The 22,058-nt window shown below is 48.8% G+C and carries 22 protein-coding genes and 1 pseudogene; 17 read left to right on the top strand and 6 right to left on the bottom strand.

Annotated features, from left to right (window positions below):
- Positions 1 to 233 precede the first annotated feature (233 nt).
- The gene (gene nadC / locus ACN0T0_RS15160; protein WP_417227525.1) at positions 234 to 1,079 is read right to left on the bottom strand and encodes a carboxylating nicotinate-nucleotide diphosphorylase; all 846 of its coding nucleotides are present in this window, start codon (positions 1,077 to 1,079) and stop codon (positions 234 to 236) included.
- A 168-nt stretch (positions 1,080 to 1,247) separates the two neighbouring features.
- Here nadC and ampD point away from each other — a divergent pair, with 168 nt between their 5' ends.
- The 3 genes from ampD (at position 1,248) to ACN0T0_RS15145 (ending at position 3,882) form a co-directional block, all read left to right on the top strand.
- The gene (ampD, locus tag ACN0T0_RS15155; RefSeq protein WP_417227523.1) at positions 1,248 to 1,826 is read left to right on the top strand and encodes a 1,6-anhydro-N-acetylmuramyl-L-alanine amidase AmpD; all 579 of its coding nucleotides are present in this window, start codon (positions 1,248 to 1,250) and stop codon (positions 1,824 to 1,826) included.
- Entirely contained in the window at positions 1,823 to 2,668 is an 846-nt protein-coding gene (locus ACN0T0_RS15150) for a hypothetical protein (RefSeq protein ID WP_417227521.1), read from the top strand. Before ampD ends, ACN0T0_RS15150 begins: the two co-directional genes overlap by 4 nt.
- Before the next feature lie 167 nt (positions 2,669 to 2,835).
- Complete coding sequence (locus ACN0T0_RS15145) at positions 2,836 to 3,882, top strand: ABC transporter ATP-binding protein (RefSeq protein ID WP_417227519.1); 1,047 nt, start codon at positions 2,836 to 2,838, stop codon at positions 3,880 to 3,882.
- A 157-nt stretch (positions 3,883 to 4,039) separates the two neighbouring features.
- Here the strand turns inward: ACN0T0_RS15145 and ACN0T0_RS15140 are convergent, their stop codons facing one another.
- From ACN0T0_RS15140 to ACN0T0_RS15125, 4 genes are all read right to left on the bottom strand, one after another.
- A complete protein-coding gene (locus ACN0T0_RS15140) occupies positions 4,040 to 5,734 on the bottom strand; it encodes an ABC transporter permease (protein WP_417227517.1) in 1,695 nt (564 codons plus the stop codon).
- 81 nt (positions 5,735 to 5,815) lie between these two features.
- Positions 5,816 to 6,847 (bottom strand): Fe(3+) ABC transporter substrate-binding protein, encoded by a 1,032-nt coding sequence (locus ACN0T0_RS15135; RefSeq protein ID WP_417227515.1) that lies wholly within the window; start codon positions 6,845 to 6,847, stop codon positions 5,816 to 5,818.
- Between the two features lie 216 nt (positions 6,848 to 7,063).
- Positions 7,064 to 7,777, bottom strand: a complete 714-nt coding sequence (locus ACN0T0_RS15130; protein WP_417227513.1) for a 16S rRNA (uracil(1498)-N(3))-methyltransferase — start codon at positions 7,775 to 7,777, stop codon at positions 7,064 to 7,066.
- A 55-nt stretch (positions 7,778 to 7,832) separates the two neighbouring features.
- Positions 7,833 to 9,539: a sigma 54-interacting transcriptional regulator gene (locus tag ACN0T0_RS15125; RefSeq protein WP_417227511.1), complete on the bottom strand. Its 1,707-nt coding sequence runs from the start codon at positions 9,537 to 9,539 to the stop codon at positions 7,833 to 7,835.
- Between the two features lie 336 nt (positions 9,540 to 9,875).
- On the opposite strand from ACN0T0_RS15125, the gene ACN0T0_RS15120 reads away from it, so the two are divergent.
- The 6 genes from ACN0T0_RS15120 (at position 9,876) to ACN0T0_RS15095 (ending at position 14,587) form a co-directional block, all read left to right on the top strand.
- A complete protein-coding gene (locus ACN0T0_RS15120) occupies positions 9,876 to 10,175 on the top strand; it encodes a phenol hydroxylase subunit (RefSeq protein WP_417227509.1) in 300 nt (99 codons plus the stop codon).
- A gap of 58 nt (positions 10,176 to 10,233) precedes the next feature.
- On the top strand, positions 10,234 to 11,220 hold the full coding sequence (locus ACN0T0_RS15115; protein ID WP_417227507.1) for an aromatic/alkene monooxygenase hydroxylase subunit beta: 987 nt from the start codon (positions 10,234 to 10,236) through the stop codon (positions 11,218 to 11,220).
- Positions 11,221 to 11,250: 30 nt separating this feature from the next.
- Positions 11,251 to 11,520 (top strand): MmoB/DmpM family protein, encoded by a 270-nt coding sequence (locus ACN0T0_RS15110; RefSeq protein ID WP_417227505.1) that lies wholly within the window; start codon positions 11,251 to 11,253, stop codon positions 11,518 to 11,520.
- Positions 11,521 to 11,532: 12 nt separating this feature from the next.
- A complete protein-coding gene (locus ACN0T0_RS15105; RefSeq protein ID WP_417227504.1) occupies positions 11,533 to 13,035 on the top strand; it encodes an aromatic/alkene/methane monooxygenase hydroxylase/oxygenase subunit alpha in 1,503 nt (500 codons plus the stop codon).
- Between the two features lie 66 nt (positions 13,036 to 13,101).
- On the top strand, positions 13,102 to 13,464 hold the full coding sequence (locus ACN0T0_RS15100; protein WP_417227502.1) for a phenol hydroxylase subunit P4: 363 nt from the start codon (positions 13,102 to 13,104) through the stop codon (positions 13,462 to 13,464).
- 61 nt (positions 13,465 to 13,525) lie between these two features.
- Positions 13,526 to 14,587 (top strand): NADH:ubiquinone reductase (Na(+)-transporting) subunit F, encoded by a 1,062-nt coding sequence (locus ACN0T0_RS15095; RefSeq protein WP_417227500.1) that lies wholly within the window; start codon positions 13,526 to 13,528, stop codon positions 14,585 to 14,587.
- A 68-nt stretch (positions 14,588 to 14,655) separates the two neighbouring features.
- Here the strand turns inward: ACN0T0_RS15095 and ACN0T0_RS15090 are convergent, their stop codons facing one another.
- A complete protein-coding gene (locus tag ACN0T0_RS15090) occupies positions 14,656 to 15,537 on the bottom strand; it encodes a LysR family transcriptional regulator (RefSeq protein WP_417227498.1) in 882 nt (293 codons plus the stop codon).
- 114 nt (positions 15,538 to 15,651) lie between these two features.
- On the opposite strand from ACN0T0_RS15090, the gene ACN0T0_RS15085 reads away from it, so the two are divergent.
- The 8 genes and pseudogenes from ACN0T0_RS15085 to ACN0T0_RS15050 all read left to right on the top strand — a co-directional run.
- A complete protein-coding gene (locus ACN0T0_RS15085) occupies positions 15,652 to 16,077 on the top strand; it encodes a DoxX family protein (RefSeq protein WP_417227496.1) in 426 nt (141 codons plus the stop codon).
- A 58-nt stretch (positions 16,078 to 16,135) separates the two neighbouring features.
- On the top strand, positions 16,136 to 17,092 hold the full coding sequence (locus tag ACN0T0_RS15080) for a glutathione S-transferase family protein (RefSeq protein WP_417227641.1): 957 nt from the start codon (positions 16,136 to 16,138) through the stop codon (positions 17,090 to 17,092).
- A gap of 2 nt (positions 17,093 to 17,094) precedes the next feature.
- Entirely contained in the window at positions 17,095 to 17,874 is a 780-nt protein-coding gene (locus tag ACN0T0_RS15075) for a DODA-type extradiol aromatic ring-opening family dioxygenase (RefSeq protein ID WP_417227494.1), read from the top strand.
- A gap of 365 nt (positions 17,875 to 18,239) precedes the next feature.
- A complete protein-coding gene (locus ACN0T0_RS15070; protein WP_417227493.1) occupies positions 18,240 to 18,566 on the top strand; it encodes a 2Fe-2S iron-sulfur cluster-binding protein in 327 nt (108 codons plus the stop codon).
- Positions 18,567 to 18,604: 38 nt separating this feature from the next.
- Positions 18,605 to 19,528, top strand: coding sequence for a catechol 2,3-dioxygenase (locus tag ACN0T0_RS15065; protein ID WP_417227492.1), 924 nt, complete (start codon positions 18,605 to 18,607; stop codon positions 19,526 to 19,528).
- Between the two features lie 73 nt (positions 19,529 to 19,601).
- Complete coding sequence (locus tag ACN0T0_RS15060) at positions 19,602 to 21,062, top strand: 2-hydroxymuconic semialdehyde dehydrogenase (RefSeq protein WP_417227490.1); 1,461 nt, start codon at positions 19,602 to 19,604, stop codon at positions 21,060 to 21,062.
- Positions 21,063 to 21,086: 24 nt separating this feature from the next.
- Positions 21,087 to 21,872: a 2-oxopent-4-enoate hydratase gene (gene dmpE / locus ACN0T0_RS15055; protein WP_417227488.1), complete on the top strand. Its 786-nt coding sequence runs from the start codon at positions 21,087 to 21,089 to the stop codon at positions 21,870 to 21,872.
- Between the two features lie 52 nt (positions 21,873 to 21,924).
- Positions 21,925 to 22,058, top strand: a pseudogene (locus tag ACN0T0_RS15050) (acetaldehyde dehydrogenase (acetylating)); the annotation flags it as partial.

Here is a 22,058-nt window from a genome sequence, read left to right as displayed (position 1 = left end):
GATAATTGGCGGGATTTATACTCAAAATGAGTATTTTATTTTAAGCGGTTTATTCTTTCCTTTTTGGAATAAGTTTTTTGAGCGGTATTTCGAATATAACTGGTTTGCACCGAGAATGAATCCACTTAAATAACGGATTCATTCTGTTTGTGCAACTGTGGATATACCAAGTGGTCAATAAATAATCAGTGTGCTTTGTGGCTTTATCGCGTTAGCACTCAATGCCTAAGGTGTTACACAAACCGCATCGATAGGTCGACCGCTTTACAATCCTTGGTTAACAGGCCAATAGAGATATAGTCGACGCCGGTTTCGGCAATGCTACGTAGAGTGTTTTGATCAATGCCGCCGGAGGCTTCCAGTTTGGCTGGGGTGGGGTGTTGTTTGTTTTTTTGTACCGCTAAACGCAGTCCCGCGTGATCAAAATTATCCAGCATAACAATGTCGGCATTAGCGTCTAGCGCCTGCTGCAGTTCGTCAAAGGATTCGACTTCCACCTCAACCGCTTTGTCCGGTTCATTCTGTTTGGCGGTGGCCACCGCGTTGGCGATCGAGCCGCAGGCCATAATATGGTTCTCTTTAATCAGGAACGCGTCATAGAGGCCAATTCGATGGTTATAGCACTGTCCGCAGCTGACCGCATATTTCTGTGCTAACCGAAGGCCTGGAATGGTTTTACGGGTATCGAGCAGTTTAACGCCGGTGCCTTCAACCAGTGAGGCATAATAAGCGCTGATGGTGGCGGTGCCGGAAAGAGTTTGCAGAAAGTTTAAGGCGCTGCGCTCGCCGGTCAGTAGTGAACGGGCTGGGCCTTCAAGTTCAAACAAGGCTTGATTCGGCTTCACCCGGTCGCCGTCATCCACTAACCAGTTAACCTTGACGTTTTTATCCACTTGATGAAAAACTTCATTAACCCAACGAACGCCACAGATAACCGCGTCATCACGGCAGATCACTCGGGCTTTAGCCTGTTGTTCTGCTGGAATCAAACGGGCGGTAATATCGCCATCACCGATATCTTCCAACAATGCGGTACGCACGGTGGCGGGGATATCACTGAGTAGTTGGGTGTTGGCCATGGGAGCTCCGTTAAATGATCTGATTCCGGTTAATCGGCTATCACAGGCGAAGGCTGTGTTGATAGCTTGTCTGATGTGTGCGGCGTGGTACTATTCAGTCAGTGGTCGCTCACAGGCGGCTATTCTAACGGAAACCTGTCGGGTAAAGTAGTCGCTGTTCGAGGAAAAATGACGCAGTCTAAGGATAATTTACAGATCAACGCGGGGTGGTTGAGTGCTGCGGTGCATTGCCCATCGCCGAACTTTAATCAGCGCCCAGCAGAGCAGTTACCGCGCTTGCTGGTGGTGCATAATATCAGTTTACCGCCGGGCAAATTTGGCGGTGGCTATATCGAAGATTTCTTTGTTAATCAACTGGACGCGAATGCCGACCCCTATTTTGCCACGATCGACACCCTTAAGGTGTCTGCCCATCTATTGATTAAGCGCACAGGGCAGTTGGTGCAGTTCGTTAGTTTTGATCAGCGTGCCTGGCATGCAGGGCAGTCGCATTATGCTGGCTGCGACAACTGCAATGACTTCTCTATTGGTATTGAGCTTGAAGGTGCCGACCTTATTCCTTATACGGAACAACAGTATCAACAGCTAGCGCGTGTGGCCGCAGCGCTGATTGCTTACTATCCTGATATGAGACCAGATCAGATTACTGGCCATTCGGATATCGCGCCGCAACGTAAAACCGACCCGGGCCCTGCCTTTAATCGGGATTATTTTAATCGGCTGCTAACCATGGAGATACAGGGATGAAATTCTTAGCGGTCATGCTCGTGCTGATCTTCGGGCGTTATAAACGCCGCTCACAAAGGGCGGTTGAGTTGGCTCAAGCGAATCAACCGGTAAAAGATCGTTATTGGTGGCTGCTTATTTTCGGTTTGTTCGTTGGAGAGGTGCTGCTGCTCGAATGGTTTAGTTGGTCCTTTGGTTTTTTGCTGTTGGTAGCCGAGTTGTTAGCGCTGTACTTCTATTTGGAAAACTGGTCGCCCAGCGATATAACCGGCAAATATTATCAGGATTGGTGTCGGGGCGACTTTGAAGCATCGTGGTTGCAGTTAGCCGGTTTGTTAGGGCTTCAGCGAACCGATGATGTGATCGACACTCCTGCAGCTCATTATGCTATTTGTCAGCAGTATCTCTACTTATCATTGACCGGCTTCTTTGCCGTGTTGTTTTGGTTTGTTTGTCTAGGGTTGCCGGGTTTGTTTCTCGCGCTGTGGGGCGGTTGGACGCTACAACGGTTGGCGGCTAAGCGGTTGGATAGCGTCGCGCAATGGGTGATTTTAATACCGGCTAGGCTGTTAGGATTCACATTCTTTATCGTCGGTAATGGCTTTAGTGCCTATAGCCAGTTGAAGCACCCAGAATCCAAGGCGTTAAAACCGCGTGAATGGTTATTTCAGATCGCGCTTGGAGCTATCGGAGAGGATAGCACTTATCAATTTCAACGGGCTAATGGGGGCGATGAGCAGTTTATGCATCATGCGGCAGAAGAGATTGTTAGCCTCAATCAATTGATTCGACGTGCCGCGATTCTGTGGTTGCTGGTGTTGGGGCTGCTTACCATGCTCGGTATCGAGTCGCCTTTTTATTGAACCGATGTTAGTGCTATCAAGAAAAACCTCAGCTTGATAGCGAGGTCTGTATAATCACCATCGTCAAATATTCCTTTTGATTGCTCGAGTTACAACGGTTAGCTGGTTGAAATATTACCAGATATAAGCGAGAATCATTTTCATTTAGGATAGAGAGCACCCAACGTATGACCCCTCTACTGGAACTCAACTCACTTAGTTGTGGCTATGACGATACAGTGATCGCTGAACAGCTGAATTTTCAGCTGCACTCGGGCGAAATTGCCTGTCTGCTAGGCCCTAGTGGTTGCGGTAAAACGACGGTATTACGTGCGATTGCCGGTTTCAATCCGGTGTTAGCTGGGCGTATTCTACAGAATGGTCAAGCGATCTCTACCGCCGCCTTCACTCAGCCGCCAGAGCAGCGGAGTATCGGTGTTGTATTTCAAGATTATGCACTGTTTCCGCACTTGAGCGTGTTTGACAATATTGCTTTTGGCTTGCAGAAACACAGTGCAGCTGAAAAAAGGCGCTCGGTGGCTGAGTTGTTGAAGCTGGTGGAACTTCCTGATATTTCTGCCCGTTACCCCCATGAGTTATCCGGTGGTCAGCAGCAGCGGGTGGCGCTAGCCCGAGCATTAGCGCCGAAGCCCAACCTGCTATTGATGGACGAACCGTTTTCTAACTTGGATACCGATCTGCGTCGTCAGCTGGCCTTAGAAGTTCGGGCTATTCTTAAAGATCAAGGGATCGCCTCAATTATGGTGACCCATGATCAGGAAGAAGCGTTTGCGATCAGTGATAAGCTGGGGATTCTGGCACAGGGGCAACTGCAACAGTGGGGCTCGCCAACCGAACTCTACTATCAGCCAGTTAATCCTTTGGTGGCAGGCTTTGTCGGCAAAGGGGAGTTGTTTGATGGGGAGTGCTTGAATGAAACCTCAGTGAAAACCGAGCTAGGCACGCTGGAGTTTGCTGAGCCTTTCGGTGCGGCTTCAGGTAAACATTTATCTCTCTTTATCCGCCCTGCCGATATCCGTCCAAGTATGGATAAAGGGAGTGTGATGGCCCTTGTTGAGCAGAAAGAGTTTTTGGGTCATTCGGTGGTATATCATCTGTTGCTGCCATCAGGCCGGCGAATCGAATCTGAAATATTTGAACCGCTGATGTTCGAAGTTGGTTCGCAGGTTTCGTTGCATGTCGCTGCACATCGCCCTATCGCGTTTTCTAGCTAAATCTATCGCCCCGGGACGGGGCTCCCACAGAGGCTTTATTAATATGGGAGCGGCCTCTGGCAGCGATGGTTTTTGGTTGGTTTTATCGCCCCACAGGGGGGGCATTGTTATTGCTGGGATTGCCTCTGGCAGCGATGTTATTTAATCTCGCTTGGGTTTAGTGGATATCGCGGGTGCCAGATATGGTGCGGCTTAAGAGAATAACCGGAATAATGCCCACAAGTACAATCAATAGCGCTGCTAATGAGCAGGCTTCTAGCATTTCGTCAGAGGCATACTGGTAAACGTAGGTGGCTAAGGTGTCGTAATTAAAGGGCCGCAAAATTAGCGTTGCTGGCAGCTCCTTCATTGAATCAACAAACACCACTAAAGCCGCAGTGAGAATACCGCCTTTAATGAGCGGTAGGTGTACCTTCAGTAGGGTTTGCAGTGGCGAGAGACCTAATGAGCGGGAGGCCATATCCATACTTTCGGTAATCTTATTCAAGCTGGATTCTACCGACCCGAGGGAAACCGCTAAAAAGCGTACGACATAGGCGAAGATAACAGCAAAAGCGGTGCCGCTAAGCAATAGACCCGTGGAAATGCCAAAAAACTGATCCATCAGATTGTCGATGGTATTATCGAATGCTGCCAAAGGAATAATGACACCAATCGCTAGCACAGCTCCGGGCATGGCATAGCCGAGGCTTGAAAACTGCACGGCTATCTTGAGGCTCTTGTTGCGATGCAGTCGTTTGGAATAAGCCAGAAGTAGGGCGATGATAATGGTTAGTATCGCTGCGCTACTGGAGAGTATAAAGCTATGGCTCGCATAGGTGAAAAACTCAAGCGTCCAGAGCTGATCGATATGTTTCAGTGCATAGCCCGCTAATACCCACACCGGAATAGCAAAGCCTGTGATTACCGGTAGCGCGCAGAGTAGCGTGGCGCCCCAAGCTCGCCAGCCGGTTAATCGATAACCGGTGAGTGTTTTGTAGCGATCAGAGCTATTGAATTGCCGTTGCTTCGCGCGTGCAAGGCGCTCCAGTGAAATTAGTACCACGACAAAGATCATCATTAGGCTGGCGATCTGCGCTGCGCCGCCGAGGTTGCCCATATTTAGCCAGGTATCATAGATGCCCGCGCTCATGCTTTTGACGGCAAAATAATCCACCGTACCAAAATCATTAATGGTTTCCATGGAAACCAAAGATAAACCCACGGCGATTGCGGGGCGGGCAATTGGCAGGGATACCCGATAGAAGCTTTGTAGTGGCGTGCAGCCGAGAGTCCGGCTAGCGTCATGAATCGTTGTCGATTGTTCTAAAAATGTGGCGCGGGTTAATAGATAGACGTAGGGGTATAGCACCATCGATAGCATTAGAATCGCGCCACCAAGGGTACGAATATCGGGAAACCAGTAATCTCGCGCGGTTTGCCAGCCAAACAGCTCCCGCAGGGCTATCTGTAACGGCCCGGAGTATTCCAATAGGTCGGTGTAGACATAAGCGATCACATAGGCTGGTACGGCAAAGGGCAGTAGCAATGCCCACTCGAACAGTTTGCGTCCAGGAAAGCGGCACATGGTTACCAGCCAAGCACCGCAAACGCCGGTCGCAATGGATAGTGCGCCTACGCCGACCATCAATGCGAGCGTCGTCGTGACATAGACCGGTAACACGGTGGCAGCGAGATGTGACCAGATATTTTCTTTGGGAAACAGAGCAAGATAGAAAACCGAGAGGATCGGCAGTGCCACCATCAACGCAGTGCCCCAGGTGCCACTGTACCAACCAAACAGATAGTTTTTTTGTGGTGTCATGAGAGTTGGGGGCTGCTTGATTTTTGGGATGGCTTGTTCTGCCTGCATAACGCTGTCTTCTTAAACAAAAAACGGTAGCGCGCAGACTACCGTTTTGATGTCGAATTGTCCAAATATGTCGGTGTCGGTTTAGTTATCAAAACCTACTTTATCAACCATACGTGCGGCGGTTGCGCGTAGTTCGGCAATTTCTTGCAGGCTGACGTTATCCTGTTTGAAGTCGCCCATATATTCGTCGAGTAGCGCCGAACGTTTGGTGCCTGGGCGAATTGGGAATTCAAAGTTAGCTTCAGCATACATGGATTGTGCTTTGGCTTGACTGAGGAACTCCATTAGTTGGATCGCCGCTTGTTTATTCGGTGCGTATTTTGTCAGTGCTGCTCCAGAGATGCTCATGTGTGAACCGCGGTCTTCCTGATTCGGGAACACGAGGTTAACGGCATTAGCCCACTCTTTCTGTTCTGGCTGCTTATCATTGGTCAGCATCTTGCCAAAGTAGTAAGAGTTACCCAGTGCGAGGTCGCAAACCCCCTCTTTAACGGCTTTAACTTGAGCGCGGTCGTTGCCCTGTGGTTTGCGAGCTAGGTTGGCTTTCAGACCTTCGAGCCACTGTTCCGCTTCGGCTTCGCCATGGTGAATAATCATTGAACCGATCAGTGACAGGTTGTAAGTGTGCTTACCGCTACGGGTGCAGATACGGCCTTCCCATTTAGGATCCGTGAGATCTTCGTAGGTTTCAATTTCGCCGGGTTTGACTCGATCTTTCGAAGCGTAGATCAAGCGGGTGCGGCTAGTTAAACCAAACCAGTGGGCATCAGGATCACGATAATGAGCTGGGATATTTTCTTCTAACACATCACTGTGGACCGCTTGGGTTAGACCCTTAGCGACAACATCGTAAAGCGGACCAATATCTGATGTCAGTACGATATCTGCAGGTGAGTTTTTGCCTTCATGCTCTAAGCGCTCGATCAGGCCTTTTTTCGCAAATACCACATTGGTTTTGATACCGGTCTCTTCAGTAAAGGCATCGAGCATCGGTTGAATTAAAAACTGCTGGCGGTAAGAGTAGATGTTCACTTCATCAGCGGCAGACACATGAGTGGCGGCTAGAGTGAGAGGTAGAGTAAGAAACGCCAGTTTTTTCAAATTATTACGCATTATAGGGATACCTGATCTATGAGACCGCATGCAGCTACCGGGTAACGGCGAATGCGTTACGCTCGAGAGCGTCGAGTCATTGTGTATTGCTAATGGGAACTATTCTTATTTATAGCGGGGTTAATGTCAATGGTAATGCGTATGATTCTCAATTAAATTGACCGAAATCAGTTTGACGGCTATTAATTAAGCTCTAAATCTCTGCTGTAGAGGGTTTCATACCGGGAATAGTTTGGCTAGTAACACTGGCACGGCGTTTTCGACCCTGAGGATACGGGGGCCGATATGAATAGCTGCAAACCCGACATCCTGCAGTTTTTCCACTTCATAGGGGATAAACCCCCCTTCAGGGCCGACGGCAAGGGTTGTTTTAACCGACTCTGCGGGCGGACAAATCGCGGCGTTATAAGGGTGGGCGACCAGTGCGCGGCTGTGCTGAACGATTACCGGTAACTCATCTTCGACAAAGGGTTTAAAGCGTTTGCGTAGGTGAACTTCAGGCATTTGGGTGTCGCCTGCTTGCTCTAGGCCAAGCAGTAACTGTTCTGTTAGGGATTGTGTCTGCAACAGAGGGGTCGACCAGTAACTCTTATCAACCTTATATGAGTTGATCAGGTAGATCTGCTTGACCCCCATACTGGTAACGGTTTGCAGGGTGCGCTTAAGCATTTTCGGCCGAGGCAGTGCTAGCAGTAGAGTCAGGGGGAGCGGCGCGGGTGGTTGCTGAGTCAGCTTAACCTGCAATGTGATGCTTTGCTCCGTCAGACTGAGGACAATGCCTTGGCCAATTTCGCCATTGAGCAAACCCACTTTAAGCGACTGCGCTGGCACCGGTTGGTGAAACTGTTTGATGTGGTGAAAACGTCGATCGCTGATGACGACGGTATCAACGGCGGTAAAATCACTTTCAAAAAGCAGAATCAGGTTCATGGTGTTCCAGCGTAGCATCAATTTAGGCTCGCCATTTTAAAGCAGCTTTTTTAACTTAGCTATCTTGTCGTTTGCGCAGTCGATATGCCAGCGCTGGACGGGTTAAGCCTAGCTTACGGGCTGCCTTTGACACATTGCCGTTGGCCTGAGCCATTGCTTCGTCTATTAGTTGTTGCTCTAATTCTTCTAGACTGAAGTTGTCGACGAGCAGTTGCTCAGCCGTTTGTGGGTCAGGCTGCTGATCCGATTGTGGCGAGTCTTCTTTATGTAATGAAACCCGGCCATTAATGATGTTGAGTGGGTGGGAGGGCTCAGATAACGAGGGGAATAAGCTTTCAAAACCAATGACATGATTACTTTCCGCCAGAATGACACCCCGTTCAATCATATTTTCTAGCTCGCGGATATTACCCGGCCATTTATATTGGGTGAGCCCCTGAAGGGCTTTGTCTGAAACGCCGGTAATTTTTTTGTTATACAGAGCGCAGTATTTTTTAAGAAAGTGCTCGATCAGTAGGGGGATGTCCTCCGTTCGATCGCGCAGTGGCGGAATATGTATTGGGTAGACATTGAGGCGATAGAAGAGGTCGGCTCGAAAGCGCCCTTCCTGTACCGCTAACTCTAGATCTTCATTAGCGGCAGCCACCACTCTGACATCAATGCGGCGGGTGTGGGTATCTCCCACTCGCTCAAATTCTGACTCTTGTAATACCCGTAATAGGGAGGCCTGCGCTCGAGGCGATAGTTCGATTACTTCATCGAGAAAAATGGTGCCTCGATGAGCCCGTTCAAACTTTCCCTCTCTGGATTGGCTTGCACCGGTATAGGCGCCTTTTTCAACGCCAAATAATTCAGCTTCGATTAGATCGGGTGGAATACAGGCGCAATTGACCGCAATAAAGGGTTGGCTGGCTCGATCACTTGAGCCGTGTAGGCTACGAGCGACAATCTCTTTTCCCACCCCTGTTTCTCCTTGAAGTAACACACTCACTTTGCTTTTTGAAGCCTTCTTGATTAGGTGGCAGACATTCTTAAATGCTGCAGAGTGTCCTACGCTGTTAAACAGTATATCTTCTTCGCTTTCTGAGCTGCGAACCTGATTTTTCAGGGTGCTTACCTCATCCTGCAGCGCTAGCAACTGCTCGATAATGGGATCGGGTAATAGGTATTTTTGCACCTCATCAGCATCGTCCCACTCCTCTGCGGGTCGGCCCTCAATATGGCAGTGATGGGCACCGGTGGCTGCACATTGGGTTTCTTTGATAACAATTTGGCGGCCCATATAGAAACTTGAAAAGCCACTGGCATAGCCGATGAGTGTCCAACAAACAGGAACATCAGAGTTGCCGAAATTGGAAAGGTGGGTTTCCACCTCATAAGAGTTGAACCAGTCAAACTCTGCATGGAAATGGCCGCTATCGGAGTCGAAATCTAGCGAATTAGGTTTTACTTTTACCATGCCTTTAATGGCATGAAGCTGCGGGCCAACCATAAAGGCCTCTTCAGCGCTCATATCCGGGCGGACTTTTTTGGCCAGCTCCGCATCTCGCCAGCCGGTATGGTAACCAAAACGCATTAGGAACCCTTTAGCGCGCTCAACCCCCATTGTTTGGATTAATTCATTACGCAGTAGGCCCATGACGGATGAGTGAATAAGCAGCATACGTTGCTCATCGAGCCAGATCTTACCCTCTTCAGTTTCAAAGCGAATCTGTTTGAGCAGGTCTTGCGGGTTTGGAAGTACAAGGCTTTGTTCGGTCATATTTTTTGCACATGGTCATTATAGTTATTTTTAGATAGCCGGTGGCCACTCTTTTATTGTGGCGCTATTTCTAAAATAAAAACAACACCCTAAATTTTCGGTGTGCGTTGTTCTCCGCTAGCGGCGGAGAAAAATTTAACTTTTTCATTAACTTTTAACCATTTGGTTGGTTTGAACAAGTGGGAAATGGGCGCGTCAACAATCTACTGTATTTGATGGGAATAGATAAATAGTTTAATTATTTCAAGGGATTGCGGGTTTTTGTTGTTGTTTTTTTCTGTCTGGCATAGCGCTTGCTCTATCTGTTTTGAGTAATTTAAGTTTCAAGGAGCACAGATGGTGACAACACAACGAGACGATCAGGGGGGCAACGATTGTTTAGATAGCCACACTGGGGAAAAGCTAATCCGCTATGTTCGGGTGCGAAGCCCGGAGCATGCACGCTTTGTGGAGTTTGATTTTGCTATCGGTGATCCCGCGTTATTTGTTGAGTTGATTATGCCTCAAAAGGTATTTGATCAGTTCTGTCAGACCAATAACGTGGTCTTTATGACCCAAGCGCAGCAGGACGCTGTCGATATTGAGATGAAGAAGTGGCGCTACGGTGAAGCGACATTGATGGCTCGTAACCGCTGATATTTATGCGGATGTTTTGAAAATAACAATAATGATCCAAAGAATGGGATAAAAACCAATGACCATTGAGATTAAAACTGCAATGCTGGAGCCCGTGCGCCATACCTTTGCGCATATCGAACGTCGTTTTGGCGACAAACCAGCAACCCGCTATCAAGAAGCCACCTATGACGTGGCGTCCGAACGTAACTTTCACTATAAGCCATTGTGGCAGCCCGAATATGAGTTGAATGATGTCACACGTACCGCGATTGTGATGCAGGATTGGTATGCCTTTAAAGACCCTCGCCAATTTTATTACGGCTCTTATGTTCAAGCCCGCGCCAAACAGCAAGAAGTGGCGGAGAGTAATTACAGTTTCTTTGAAAAACGTGATCTGGCTCGTCTTATCCCTGAAGCGATTCAGCAGAAGGTTATCCGCTTGTTAGTGCCTCTTCGTCATGTCGAGCAGGCGGCGAATTTGAACAATATGTATGGCAACTCCTTCGCCAGTGGAACCGCTATCTCTCAAGCGCTGCTATTTAACGGTATGGATCGTCTGGGGAATGCACAGTACCTGTCTCGTATCGGTCTAATTCTGGATGGTAACTCTGGTGATGCGCTGGTGGAGGCTAAAGGCTTCTGGATGAGTGATGCCGTGTGGCAGGGCATGCGCGCTTATTGTGAGGCGAATATCTGCGTCAAAGATTGGTTTGAGTCGTTTGTCGCCCAAGATGTGGTCCTCGATGGCTTGATCTATGAGCTTGTCTATCTGCAGTTTGATCAATGGCTAGCGGATAACGGCGGACAGGATTTCAGCATGTTGACCGAATTTATTCAAAATTGGAATAAAGAGACGAACCGCTGGGTGGATGCGGTGGTGAAGATTGCCGCCGCGGAATCGACCGCTAATCAGCAGCACTTAGAACTCTGGATTACCGCTTGGAAAGAGAAAGCGCTTAAGGCATTGCAACCGTTGGCACAAGAGATGATCGATGATCAGGCGCTCAATGTGGCAGAAGGCGCGCTGCTTAAACGCTTAAATAAAGCGGGTTTGTTCCAATAAACCGCCTATAAAAATAACAAGGTTAATACCATGTCAAAAGTATATATCATGCTGCAGGACAATGATGAGTCCCGCTATATTGTCGAAGCCATAGAAGAAAGTAATCCCGATGCCACCATTATCCATCAACCAGCCATGATTCGTATTGAGCGGGAGGCGCGGTTGGTGATTGAACGTGAAGTGGTAGAAGAAAAAATGGGTCGGGATTGGGATGTGCAAGAGCTACACCTCAATCTAATCACTTTAGGCGGCAACGTCGATGAAGATGATGATCAGTTCGCGCTCGAGTGGAAACAGTAAGGGGGAAACATTATGGCTGCTAAAAAACTAACTATAAAAGATAAGTATCGCTTACTAACCCGTGACCTTGATTGGGAGTTTTCCTACGAAGACCGACAAGAGGCGTTTCCCTATGAGGCGTTTGAAGGAATAAAAATTACTGATTGGGATAAGTGGGAAGATCCGTTCCGCTTAACAATGGATGCGTACTGGAAATATCAGGCTGAGAAAGAAAAGAAACTCTATGCCATTCTGGACGCCTTCTCACAGAATAATGGTCACCTCAATGTCACAGATGCCCGTTATGTCAACGCAATTAAACTGTTCCTGACCGGTATTTCGCCGCAGGAGTATCAGGCATCCGAGGGTTTTGCCCACGTGGGACGTCAATTAAGTGGTGTGGGTGCCAGAGTTGCTTGTCAGATGCAGGCACTGGATGAGTTACGTCATGTGCAGACCCAGATTCATGCGATGAGCCACTACAATAAATATTTTGATGGTTTCCAAGAATTCAGCCATATGCAGGATCGGGTATGGTATCTGTCGGTACCTCGATCGTTCTTTCATGATGCGCGTTCGGGTGGGCCGTTTGAGTTTATGTTGGCGATCGGCTTTTCCTTTGAATATGTGTTAACCAATTTACTATTTGTGCCCTTTATGTCGGGTGCTGCCCATAACGGTGATATGGCGACGGTAACGTTTGGCTTTTCGGCTCAATCGGATGAGGCTCGGCATATGACGCTGGGGTTGGAAGTGATTAAATTCCTGCTGGAACAGCATGAAGATAATCTGCCGATTGTGCAAAAGTGGCTGGATAAGTGGTTTTGGCGTGGCACTCGTTTGTTAAGCCTAGTGGCGATGATGATGGACTATATGTTGCCTAATAAGGTGATGTCGTGGAAGGAAGCCTGGGAGGTGTATTTTGAAGACGCCGGTGGCGCGCTGTTTAAGGATCTGGCCCGCTATGGCATTCGGATGCCGAAATATGCCGATGTGATTGAAAAAGAGAAACATCATGTTTCGCATCAGACGTGGTGGACATTCTATAGCTACGGCCATGCCGCTGGTTTCCATACTTGGATTCCATCGGATGAGGAACTCGATTGGTTGTCAGAGCAGTACCCCGACACCTTTGATAAATACTACCGCCCGCTGTGGGAGATGGCGAAAGAGAAGGAAGCTAAGGGCGAACGTTTTTATACCTCAGGATTACCACAGCTTTGTCAGGTGTGTCAGATCCCTATGTTATTTACCGATATGGAAAATCCTAACCAAAACTCGATGCGTGAGACGGTCTACGAGGGAGAACGCTATCATTTCTGCTCTGATGGTTGTTGTGACATCTTTAACGATGAGCCGGAAAAATATGTGCAGGCATGGTTACCCGTACATCAGATTTTTCAAGGCAACTGTGGCGGCCCAGATGTTGGCGATATTCTGAAGGATTATTACAAGATGAATGTCGGCCACGACAATATGGATATAAAAGGTTCGCCGGATGAGGTGCGTTGGAATAAATGGAAAGGCGTCGCGTAAGCCTCCAATAATAACAATAACAACGGATATGGCACGGCCATATCCGTAGCAGAAGAGGATATAACAATGCCAATTTTTTCATTGAATCCTGGTTATACAGGTGAAACACGAGACCGGGTTGAGAACTTTCATGGCAATCAGCTGGTTTATTTGTCGTGGGATGAACATCGGATGTTTTGTTCGGCCAAAACGTGTTTGCTGTCGCCGACTATGACATTTGGTGAACTGATCGAGAGCACTCTGCCCGAGGCGTTTGGACAGCATCCCGAATTCAGTCAGATCAACTGGAACAGCGTTGAGTGGTTGCTCGATGGCGAGTCGTTTAAACCGCAGTTAGAGGTCAGTCTTGAGGCGCAGGGCGTGGGGCATAAATCGTTGATACGTTTTAAGACCCCTGAACTGTTGGGTTATAAAAACGCCGGTGTTTAAATGCCGCCAGATTAAGGTAGGGCCGACGTTATTTGTCGTGGTCCTATAGCAAGGTGAAATTATGAGTTATGAAATAACCGTTGAACCAACCGGTGATGTCATTGAAGTTGAAGAGGGGCAGACGATTCTGGATGCCGCCTTGCGGCAAGGTGTCTGGTTGCCTTTTGCTTGTGGTCATGGCACCTGTGCAACCTGCAAGGTGCAGGTGTTGGAAGGGGAAAGCGATCTTGGTAATGCTTCGCCGTTTGCGCTGATGGATATGGAACGGGAAGAGGGTAAAGTCCTCGTTTGTTGCTGTATGCCTGAATCCGATATGGTGATTGAGGCGGATATTGACGTGGATGATGACTTCGCTGGTCATCCAGTGTTGGATTTTGTCGCGACGGTGATCGATATTAGGGATCTATCTCCGACGATTAAAGGGATCTTTTTTGAACTAGATAAACCGATGGCGTTTCAGGCGGGCCAGTATATTAATGTGAATATTCCTGGAGTGGAGGGGAGTCGAGCATTTTCGATTGCTAATAAACCCTCTGATGCCACTTGCTTAGAGTTGCATGTGCGGCGGGTGCCGGATGGTGTAGGCACGGCGTATCTCCATGAGCAATTGACGGTGGGGGATACGTTGGATGTGAGTGGACCCTATGGCCAGTTTTTTGTGCGTAAATCCGATCAACAAGGGGTGATCTTTATTGCCGGTGGTTCAGGGCTTTCTAGTCCGCAATCAATGATTCTTGATCTGTTAGAAGAGGGGGACCGTCGTCCGATTACGTTGTTACAGGGCGCGCGCAATGTAGGGGAACTCTATAACCGTCACTTGTTTGAACAATTGGCAAAAGAGTTTGCCAATTTTACCTATGTGCCAGCCTTAAATGCTCCGCAAGCGGAGGATAACTGGCAGGGCTTTACCGGCTATGTCCATGAAGCGGCACAGGCCCACTTTAATGGCCGCTTTGATGGTAATAAAGCGTATCTGTGCGGCCCGCCACCGATGATCGATGCGGCTATTACCACCTTAATGCAGGGACGCTTATTCGAGCGGGATATCCATATGGAGCGGTTTGTAACTGCTGCAGATGGCGCAGAAGAGCAAAATCGATCCGCATTGTTTAAGCGCATCTAGTGGCTCTAAAAGGCAGATTGTCGGCATTGTTCCAGTGGACTGAAATGAGAGAGCCGTCTTGTGCGGCTTTAATGAAGGTAGCTGATCAAGCCATCGGCAAAGGCCTTCACCTTGGCTGAAAGGTGTTGGCGGTGCGGATAGATAATATTTACCGGTATCTGTTTGTGGCAGAGGTCTGCCAATACCGGGACGAGTTCCCCGGTTTGTAGCATCCCATTGACGGCAAAGTCCGGGCAGTAAGCGATCACCGTGCCGCTGCGGGCCATATTCGCGGCGGCGAGGGCGCTGTTAACGCGGACCACAAATGTTGGACGGACTTCAATTAACCCGTCGTCCGTTTGAAAGCGCCAACTGGCACCTGCTCGATGGTTGCTATCAAAGACGCACGGCAGCTTGTTCAGCTGTGTTAGCTGATGCGGCGTGCCGTAGCGTTTTAAATAGTCAGGACTGGCACAGAGCATCATCTGTAAAGATCCGGCGGAGCGGGCGATAAGGTTGGAGTCGTCCATCTGACCAATACGAATGCCTAGGTCAAAGCCTTCAGCGATCAGGTCCGTAAAGCGATCATTCAGCACTAACTCAATGGTTAATTCCGGATTGTCTGTGAGTATCTGCGCGATATAGGGCATCAACACAAGTTCGCCGAAGGTGGTGGGGGCGGCAATTCGTAGGCGTCCGACTAATGTGCGATTTTGATGCTGCAGCTCGGCTTCTAGCGTGGCGATATCATCGATTATTTTCTTCGCCTGTTCATAGTAGCTCTGGCCTTCGGGGGTCAGCTTCATGCTGCGGGTCGAACGGGTAATCAGGCGAACTTTAAGCCACTCTTCTAATTGCGATACGTGAGTACTCAGCAGCGCTTTGGTTTTACCTAGTTGTCGTGCAGCGGCGGTAAAGCTGCCTTGTTCAGCCACCGCAATATAGGAGGTCATCAGGTTGAGCTTATCCATAACTGTTAAATATATCCGAACAATAAGTATAGTGAATGGATTATTGTTTATTTTTCCTCTGTGGTCAAAAATCACCTTATCCATTACATAGTTTTGCTTAAGGAACAGATAGAGATGAATACACAACAGGAATACGCAACCACCTTGCTTCGCATCGCACTGGGCGTGATGTATCTGGCTCATGGTTTGCTCAAGCTATTGGTGTTCTCACCCGAGGGCACCGCCGGCTATTTTGCCTCTTTAGGTGTGCCCGCCTTTATGGGGCCGTTGACCATGGCGATCGAAATTGCCGGTGGTACTGCATTGGTGTTAGGTGTTTATGCTCGCTGGATCGCGTTGGCCTTGGTGCCGGTATTACTCGGTTCTATTGTGTTGGTACACGGGGCAAACGGTTGGGGCTTTGGTAATCAAGGTGGTGGTTGGGAATATCCTGCTTTTCTCATCATTGCTTCACTGGTACAGGGCTTATTAGGCAATGGTCGTTGGGTGTTGTTTGATGAACACAAAGCGGCTCAACGGTCTTTGAAAGCGGCGGTTTAAATACCCTGGTTTATGGCGAGGCCCCGATTTATGGGGTCTATTCCAAGGAGGACGAGTGATGTTAGTTAACGGCAAATGGCAAAAGAAATGGGATCCGGTACAGAGTAAAGATGCTCAAGGGCGGTTTGTACGCCAGAGTAGTGCTTTTAGAGCTGCCCCCAGCGCTGCGCGCGTGATGACTGCGGTTGATGATGTCGAGGCGTTAGGGTTGAAGTTGTATGTGGCGTATATCTGCCCTTGGGCGACTCGCACACTGATTGCGCGATCACTATTGGGTTTGGATCACTATATCCCGATCAGTGTGGTTGAACCCGTATTGAGCGATAGCGGGTGGCAGTTTGGAGACTTTCCCGGTAGTACGCCGGTAGCGGAGGAAACCATCACCTATATTCATCAGCTGTATACCACTACTGATCCCGCATATAGCGGGCGGGCCACAGTGCCGGTGCTCTGGGATGCGGGCGCCGGTGCGATTATGAATAATGAGTCGGCCGATATTCTACGGATTTTCAACCATGACCTGCGGCCGTTACACCGTTCTGAGATCGATCTATTACCGGTTGCGCAGGCTTCTCAGATTGATCAATTTAATCAGGGGATCTATGAAAGCTTAAATAATGGTGTCTATAAGGCGGGGTTCGCTTCGTCGCAGCAGGCCTATGAAGAGGCGTATACTGGGGTGTTTGCAACCCTAGATCGTTTAGAACAGCACTTTAGTGAGCATCAGTTTGCCGTGGGTGAGCAGCTGACAGAGAGTGATATTCGGCTGTTTGTGACCTTGGTACGTTTCGATCCGGTCTATTTTAGTTTATTTAAAACCAACCGGCAGTGCATCGGCGATTATTCCGCTTTATCGGCTTATTTAGAGCGTTTATTACAGATCGATGCCTTTAGTCAAAATACTCGAATTGATCATATTAAGTCGGGTTACTATTCGATCAAGGCTTTAAACCCACAGGGTTTTGTCCCCGCTGGGCCTCAGCTTAGCTGGTATCGTTATTTACAGGATCGCTAACAATGTCTACAGCACCGGTTATGTTTATTAGTCATGGCTCGCCAATGTGGGCATTAGACCCCGGCGAAGCAGGCGCGCAGCTGATGCAGCTGACTGCGCAATTTGCACAGCTTAACGCCGTGGTCATTATCTCTCCTCATTGGATAACCGCTGAGGCCGAAGTGACCACGTCGTCGCAGCCTGACACCATTCATGATTTTGGTGGCTTTCCGGCGGCTCTGTATCAACTGCAATACCCGGCTCCCGGTAGCGCGGCGATTGCGGGCCAAGTGGCTGACTGCCTAGGTGGTGCGGGTATCAAGGTATCCCTTAATCACCAGCGTGGTTTGGATCACGGCGCTTGGGTGCCGCTGCGGTTTTTATTGCCGCAGGCGGATATTCCAGTGATTCAATTATCTCTGCCTGCGAGCTTATCACCGCTGCAGTTGGTGGCTTTGGGTGAGTCATTAGCACCCTTACGGGAACAGAATATTGCCGTGATTGCTTCGGGCAGCATCACCCATAATCTGCGCGATATTGTGCGACATGAAGATGCACCGCCTGCGGACTATGCGGTGCGCTTTCAAGCATGGGTTCGGCAGCAGGTGAGTGAGCGGCAGATTTCGGCGCTCTGTCAGCCGCAGCTTGAAACGGAGGCGTTTGCTAGAGCTCATCCGTCAGCCGATCATTATCTACCGCTGCTGATTGCCATGGGGGCTAGTTGTGCAACCGACTGTTTAACCCTGTTGCAAAGCCCTATTTTATATAGTGCGCTATCAATGGAGTCCTACCTCTGGCAATAACATTGTTTGATGTTAATCCTCTCTCAAAAGCCTGACTCTGTTCAGGCTTTTTGATGCTTATGATAAGCGTCAATTTCATCGGTTTAGGTTTAATCGCCGATTTAATCGTGACCGAATCCTGTTATTGGCTTGTTCAGCCGCTGTGATCTATTGGACATGAGGTGATGTTCAATTGCTTAAATGATCACTCGTTTTGGCTGGTATTGATCATTTGATGACTTGTTGCAGTATCAATGACTTCGTTATTTTCTGATGTGAATGATAAATATATTTATAAACAATGGCTTAGGTTGTTTTATTTGATGCTGGCTCAGTGCTTGCTATGTTTATAGTGGTACAACCGAATGAACCGAGTGGAGATGCTTATGGCTGACTCGCTTATGCATCAGATCCATGTTGTTAATCGTGATCAATGTTTCAGTTGTCGGGAGGATCAAGCCTTATTGATAGGAATGGAGCGTCGCAATGCTGCTGCTATTAATATTGGTTGTCGAGGCGGGGGCTGTGGTGTCTGCAAAATCCGTATTCTCAGCGGAGAGTATGAGACCAAGCGGATGAGTAAAGTCCATGTGTCAGAGGAAGAGCTGCAGCAGGGGTTTGTTCTTGCTTGTCGAGTTTTCCCGAGAACCGATCTAGAAATTGAATCTGATCATTGTAAAGCGGCTGATAAGGTCACAGAGAACGACCGTTAGCTAAATAATAAAAGTTGATAAGAAGTGCAGAGGAAAATATGAGAAAAGGTGTAATGCGTCCCGGTCATGTGCAGATACGGGTACTGGATATTGAAGAAGCGCTGAAACATTACCGTGACCTGTTAGGTTTGATCGAAGTTGAGCGGGACACTCAAGGACGTGTTTACCTGAAAGCTTGGACCGAAATTGATAAGTTCTCAGTTGTTCTGCGTGAAGCAGATCATCCAGGTATGGACCTGATGGGCTTCAAAGTGCTTAACAACGAGGTGCTTGAACAGCTAGAGGCCGATCTGATCGCTTATGGTTGTGAAGTGGAGCATATCGCCGCAGGTGAGTTAAATGGCTGCGGTCGCCGTATCCGTTTTGTAGCGCCAACTGGCCACCATTTTGAGCTATTTGCCGAGAAAGAGCAGCCCGGTAAATGGGGTGTTTCGAAGGTTAATCCTGAGGCTTGGCCGCGCGACTTGAAAGGGATGAAAGCCACCCGCTTTGATCACTGTTTGCTGTATGGGCCTAATATCGAGGAGACCTATGCGTTGTTTCGTGATGTATTGGGCTTTGATCTGGCTGAACAGGTGGTCGATCCCGAACAAAATCGCGTTGCTGTTTTCCTCACCGTCGGCATGAAAGCTCACGATGTTGCTTTTATTGATTGTCCAGAGCCGGATAAATTCCACCACGCCTCTTTCTACCTAGAAACTTGGGAATCAGTGTTACGCGCGGCTGATCTGATCTCAATGACCGAAACCCCTATCGATATTGGTCCGACTCGTCACGGTTTGACTCACGGTCAGACTATTTATTTCTTTGATCCATCGGGTAATCGTAATGAGGTGTTCTGTGGTGGTGATTATCACTATCCCGATCATGAGGCGGTCACCTGGAAAGCTGAAGACCTGGGTAAGGCGATTTTCTACCATGACCGAGTGCTGAATGAGCGCTTCCTGAGTGTATTAACCTGATTAGCAGCGCTGCTCGGCTGGTGGCCGGGCAGCTTGATTTGTTAGCTATTGTTATCTTCACCGAGGCTTAAGAATGAAACAATTTAAGAACTTTATTAATGGCGAATTTGTTACCAGCGCCAGCGGTAAAACCTTTGAAAATCGTAACCCGGTGGATAACAGTCTGCTGGGTCAAGTACATGAAGCGGGTGAGCTTGAAGTGGCTGCCGCAGTGGCGGCGGCCAAAGCCGCAATGAAAGGCCCTTGGGGCAAAATGACCCAAGCCCAGCGGATTACCTTGTTGGACAAAGTGGCTGATCGCATCAATGAGCGTTTCGATGAGTTTCTGGATGCCGAGTGTAAAGACACCGGTAAACCCCACAAAATCGCTTCTCATATTGATATTCCCCGGGGGGCGGCTAATTTTAAAGCGTTCTCCGAAACCTTAGCAAACCATCCCACCGAAGCTTATAAACTGGATACACCGGATGGCCGTGGTGCGCTTAACTATGGCCACCGTTCTCCTAAAGGGGTGATTGCAGTCATCAGCCCATGGAACCTGCCGTTGTTGTTGATGACCTGGAAGGTCGGCCCGGCATTGGCTTGTGGTAATACCGTGGTGGTAAAACCGTCGGAAGAAACACCCGCAACGGCAACATTGCTCGGCGAAGTAATGAACGAATGCGGCGTGCCGAAAGGCGTTTATAACGTGGTGCACGGCTTTGGCCCTGATTCTGCGGGCGCGTTCTTGACCGCTCACCCGGATGTTAACGCGATCACCTTTACCGGCGAAACCCGTACCGGCGAAACCATTATGCGAGCCGCTTCCGTTGGGCTGCGTAATATTTCCTTGGAGTGTGGCGGTAAGAATCCCGGTATTGTGTTTGCCGACTGTGATATAGAGAAAGCAATTGAGGGCACCATGCGTTCGGCTTTTGTGAACTGCGGTCAGGTCTGTTTGGGTACCGAGCGAATCTATGTTGAACGGCCTATTTTTGATGAGTTTGTGCAGCGTTTAAAAGCGGGTGTCGAGCAACTTAAGCTGGGTATGCCGGAAGATCCTAACGTGGATTTTGGCCCTCTGGTCAGTCAAGAGCATAAAGAGAAAGTATTGTCTTATTACCGCCTTGCGGTGGAAGAGGGTGCCACGGTTGTTACCGGAGGCGGTGTACCAGAGATGGGTGCTGAACTGAATGCGGGAGCTTGGGTTGAACCTACTATTTGGACCGGCCTTGCGGATGACGCCCGGGTTGTCAAAGAGGAAATTTTTGGCCCTTGCTGCCATATCCGTCCATTCGATACGGAAGACGAAGTCATTGAACTAGCGAATGATACTAAATACGGTTTGTCGGCAGCGATCTGGACCGAGAATTCATCCCGTGCCTCCCGTGTGGCAGAAGCGATGGATGTGGGAATTGCTTGGGTTAACAGTTGGTTCCTAAGAGATCTGCGCACTGCTTTTGGGGGTGCTAAAGAGTCGGGGATTGGTCGTGAAGGCGGTGTTCACGGGCTGGAATTTTATACCGAACTGAAAAACGTCTGCATCAAGCTGTAACTGTCTGACTACAAGAGAATCATGATGAATAAAGAACAGATACTAATGTGCGGTGATGAGTTGTACGAGGCGATGACACAGCGTCACACCCTGCGTCCTTTTACCGAACGATTTGAAGATATCACGATTGAAGATGCTTATAACATCTCACTGCGCATGATGGAGCGACGGGTCGCGGCCGGGGAAAAGATTATCGGTAAAAAGATCGGCCTCACATCAAAAGCTGTGCAGAACATGCTCAAGGTAGGCCAGCCGGATTTTGGTTTTCTGACCGATGCGATGGCTTATTCTGAAGGCCAAGAGATGCCGATCAGTCAGCAGTTGATGCAGCCAAAAGCCGAGGGTGAGATTGCTTTTATCCTGAAAAAAGACTTGCTTGGGCCGGGAATTACTAATGCCGATGTGCTTGCCGCGACGGATTGCGTGATTCCCTGTTTTGAAGTGGTCGATTCACGTATCGAAAACTGGAATATCAAAATTCAGGACACGGTGGCGGATAACGCTTCTTGTGGTCTGTTTATTCTCGGTGATAAGGCGGTTGATCCCCGTAAAGTCGATTTGGCTACTTGCGGCATGGTGGTTGAGAAAAATGGTTCGATTATCTCAACCGGCGCCGGCGCTGCAGCACTGGGTAGCCCGGTGAACTGTGTCACCTGGTTGGCGAATACGCTGGGACAGTTTGGTATTCCATTGAAGGCCGGTGAAGTGATTCTGTCAGGCTCCTTGGTGCCGTTGGAGCCTGTGCAAGCAGGTGATTATATGAGCGTCAGTATCGGCGGTATCGGTTCTGCTTCAGTGCGGTTTGTCTAACGGCCGATGATATGGCTTGAAGCGCCTAGCAACAGCGCTTAAGGGAAAAATTATGAGCAAGAAATTAAAAGCAGTGATTATTGGGCCGGGTAATATTGGTACCGATTTACTCATGAAAATGAAACGCTCCGACTGGATCGAACCGGTTTGGATGGTCGGTATCGACCCTGAATCCGACGGTCTAAA

This window comes from Amphritea sp. (assembly GCF_048266285.1).
In the GTDB taxonomy this organism is placed as follows: domain Bacteria; phylum Pseudomonadota; class Gammaproteobacteria; order Pseudomonadales; family Balneatricaceae; genus Amphritea.
Note: the sequence above shows the minus strand (reverse complement) of the source record. Positions and strands in the feature narration are given on the sequence as shown.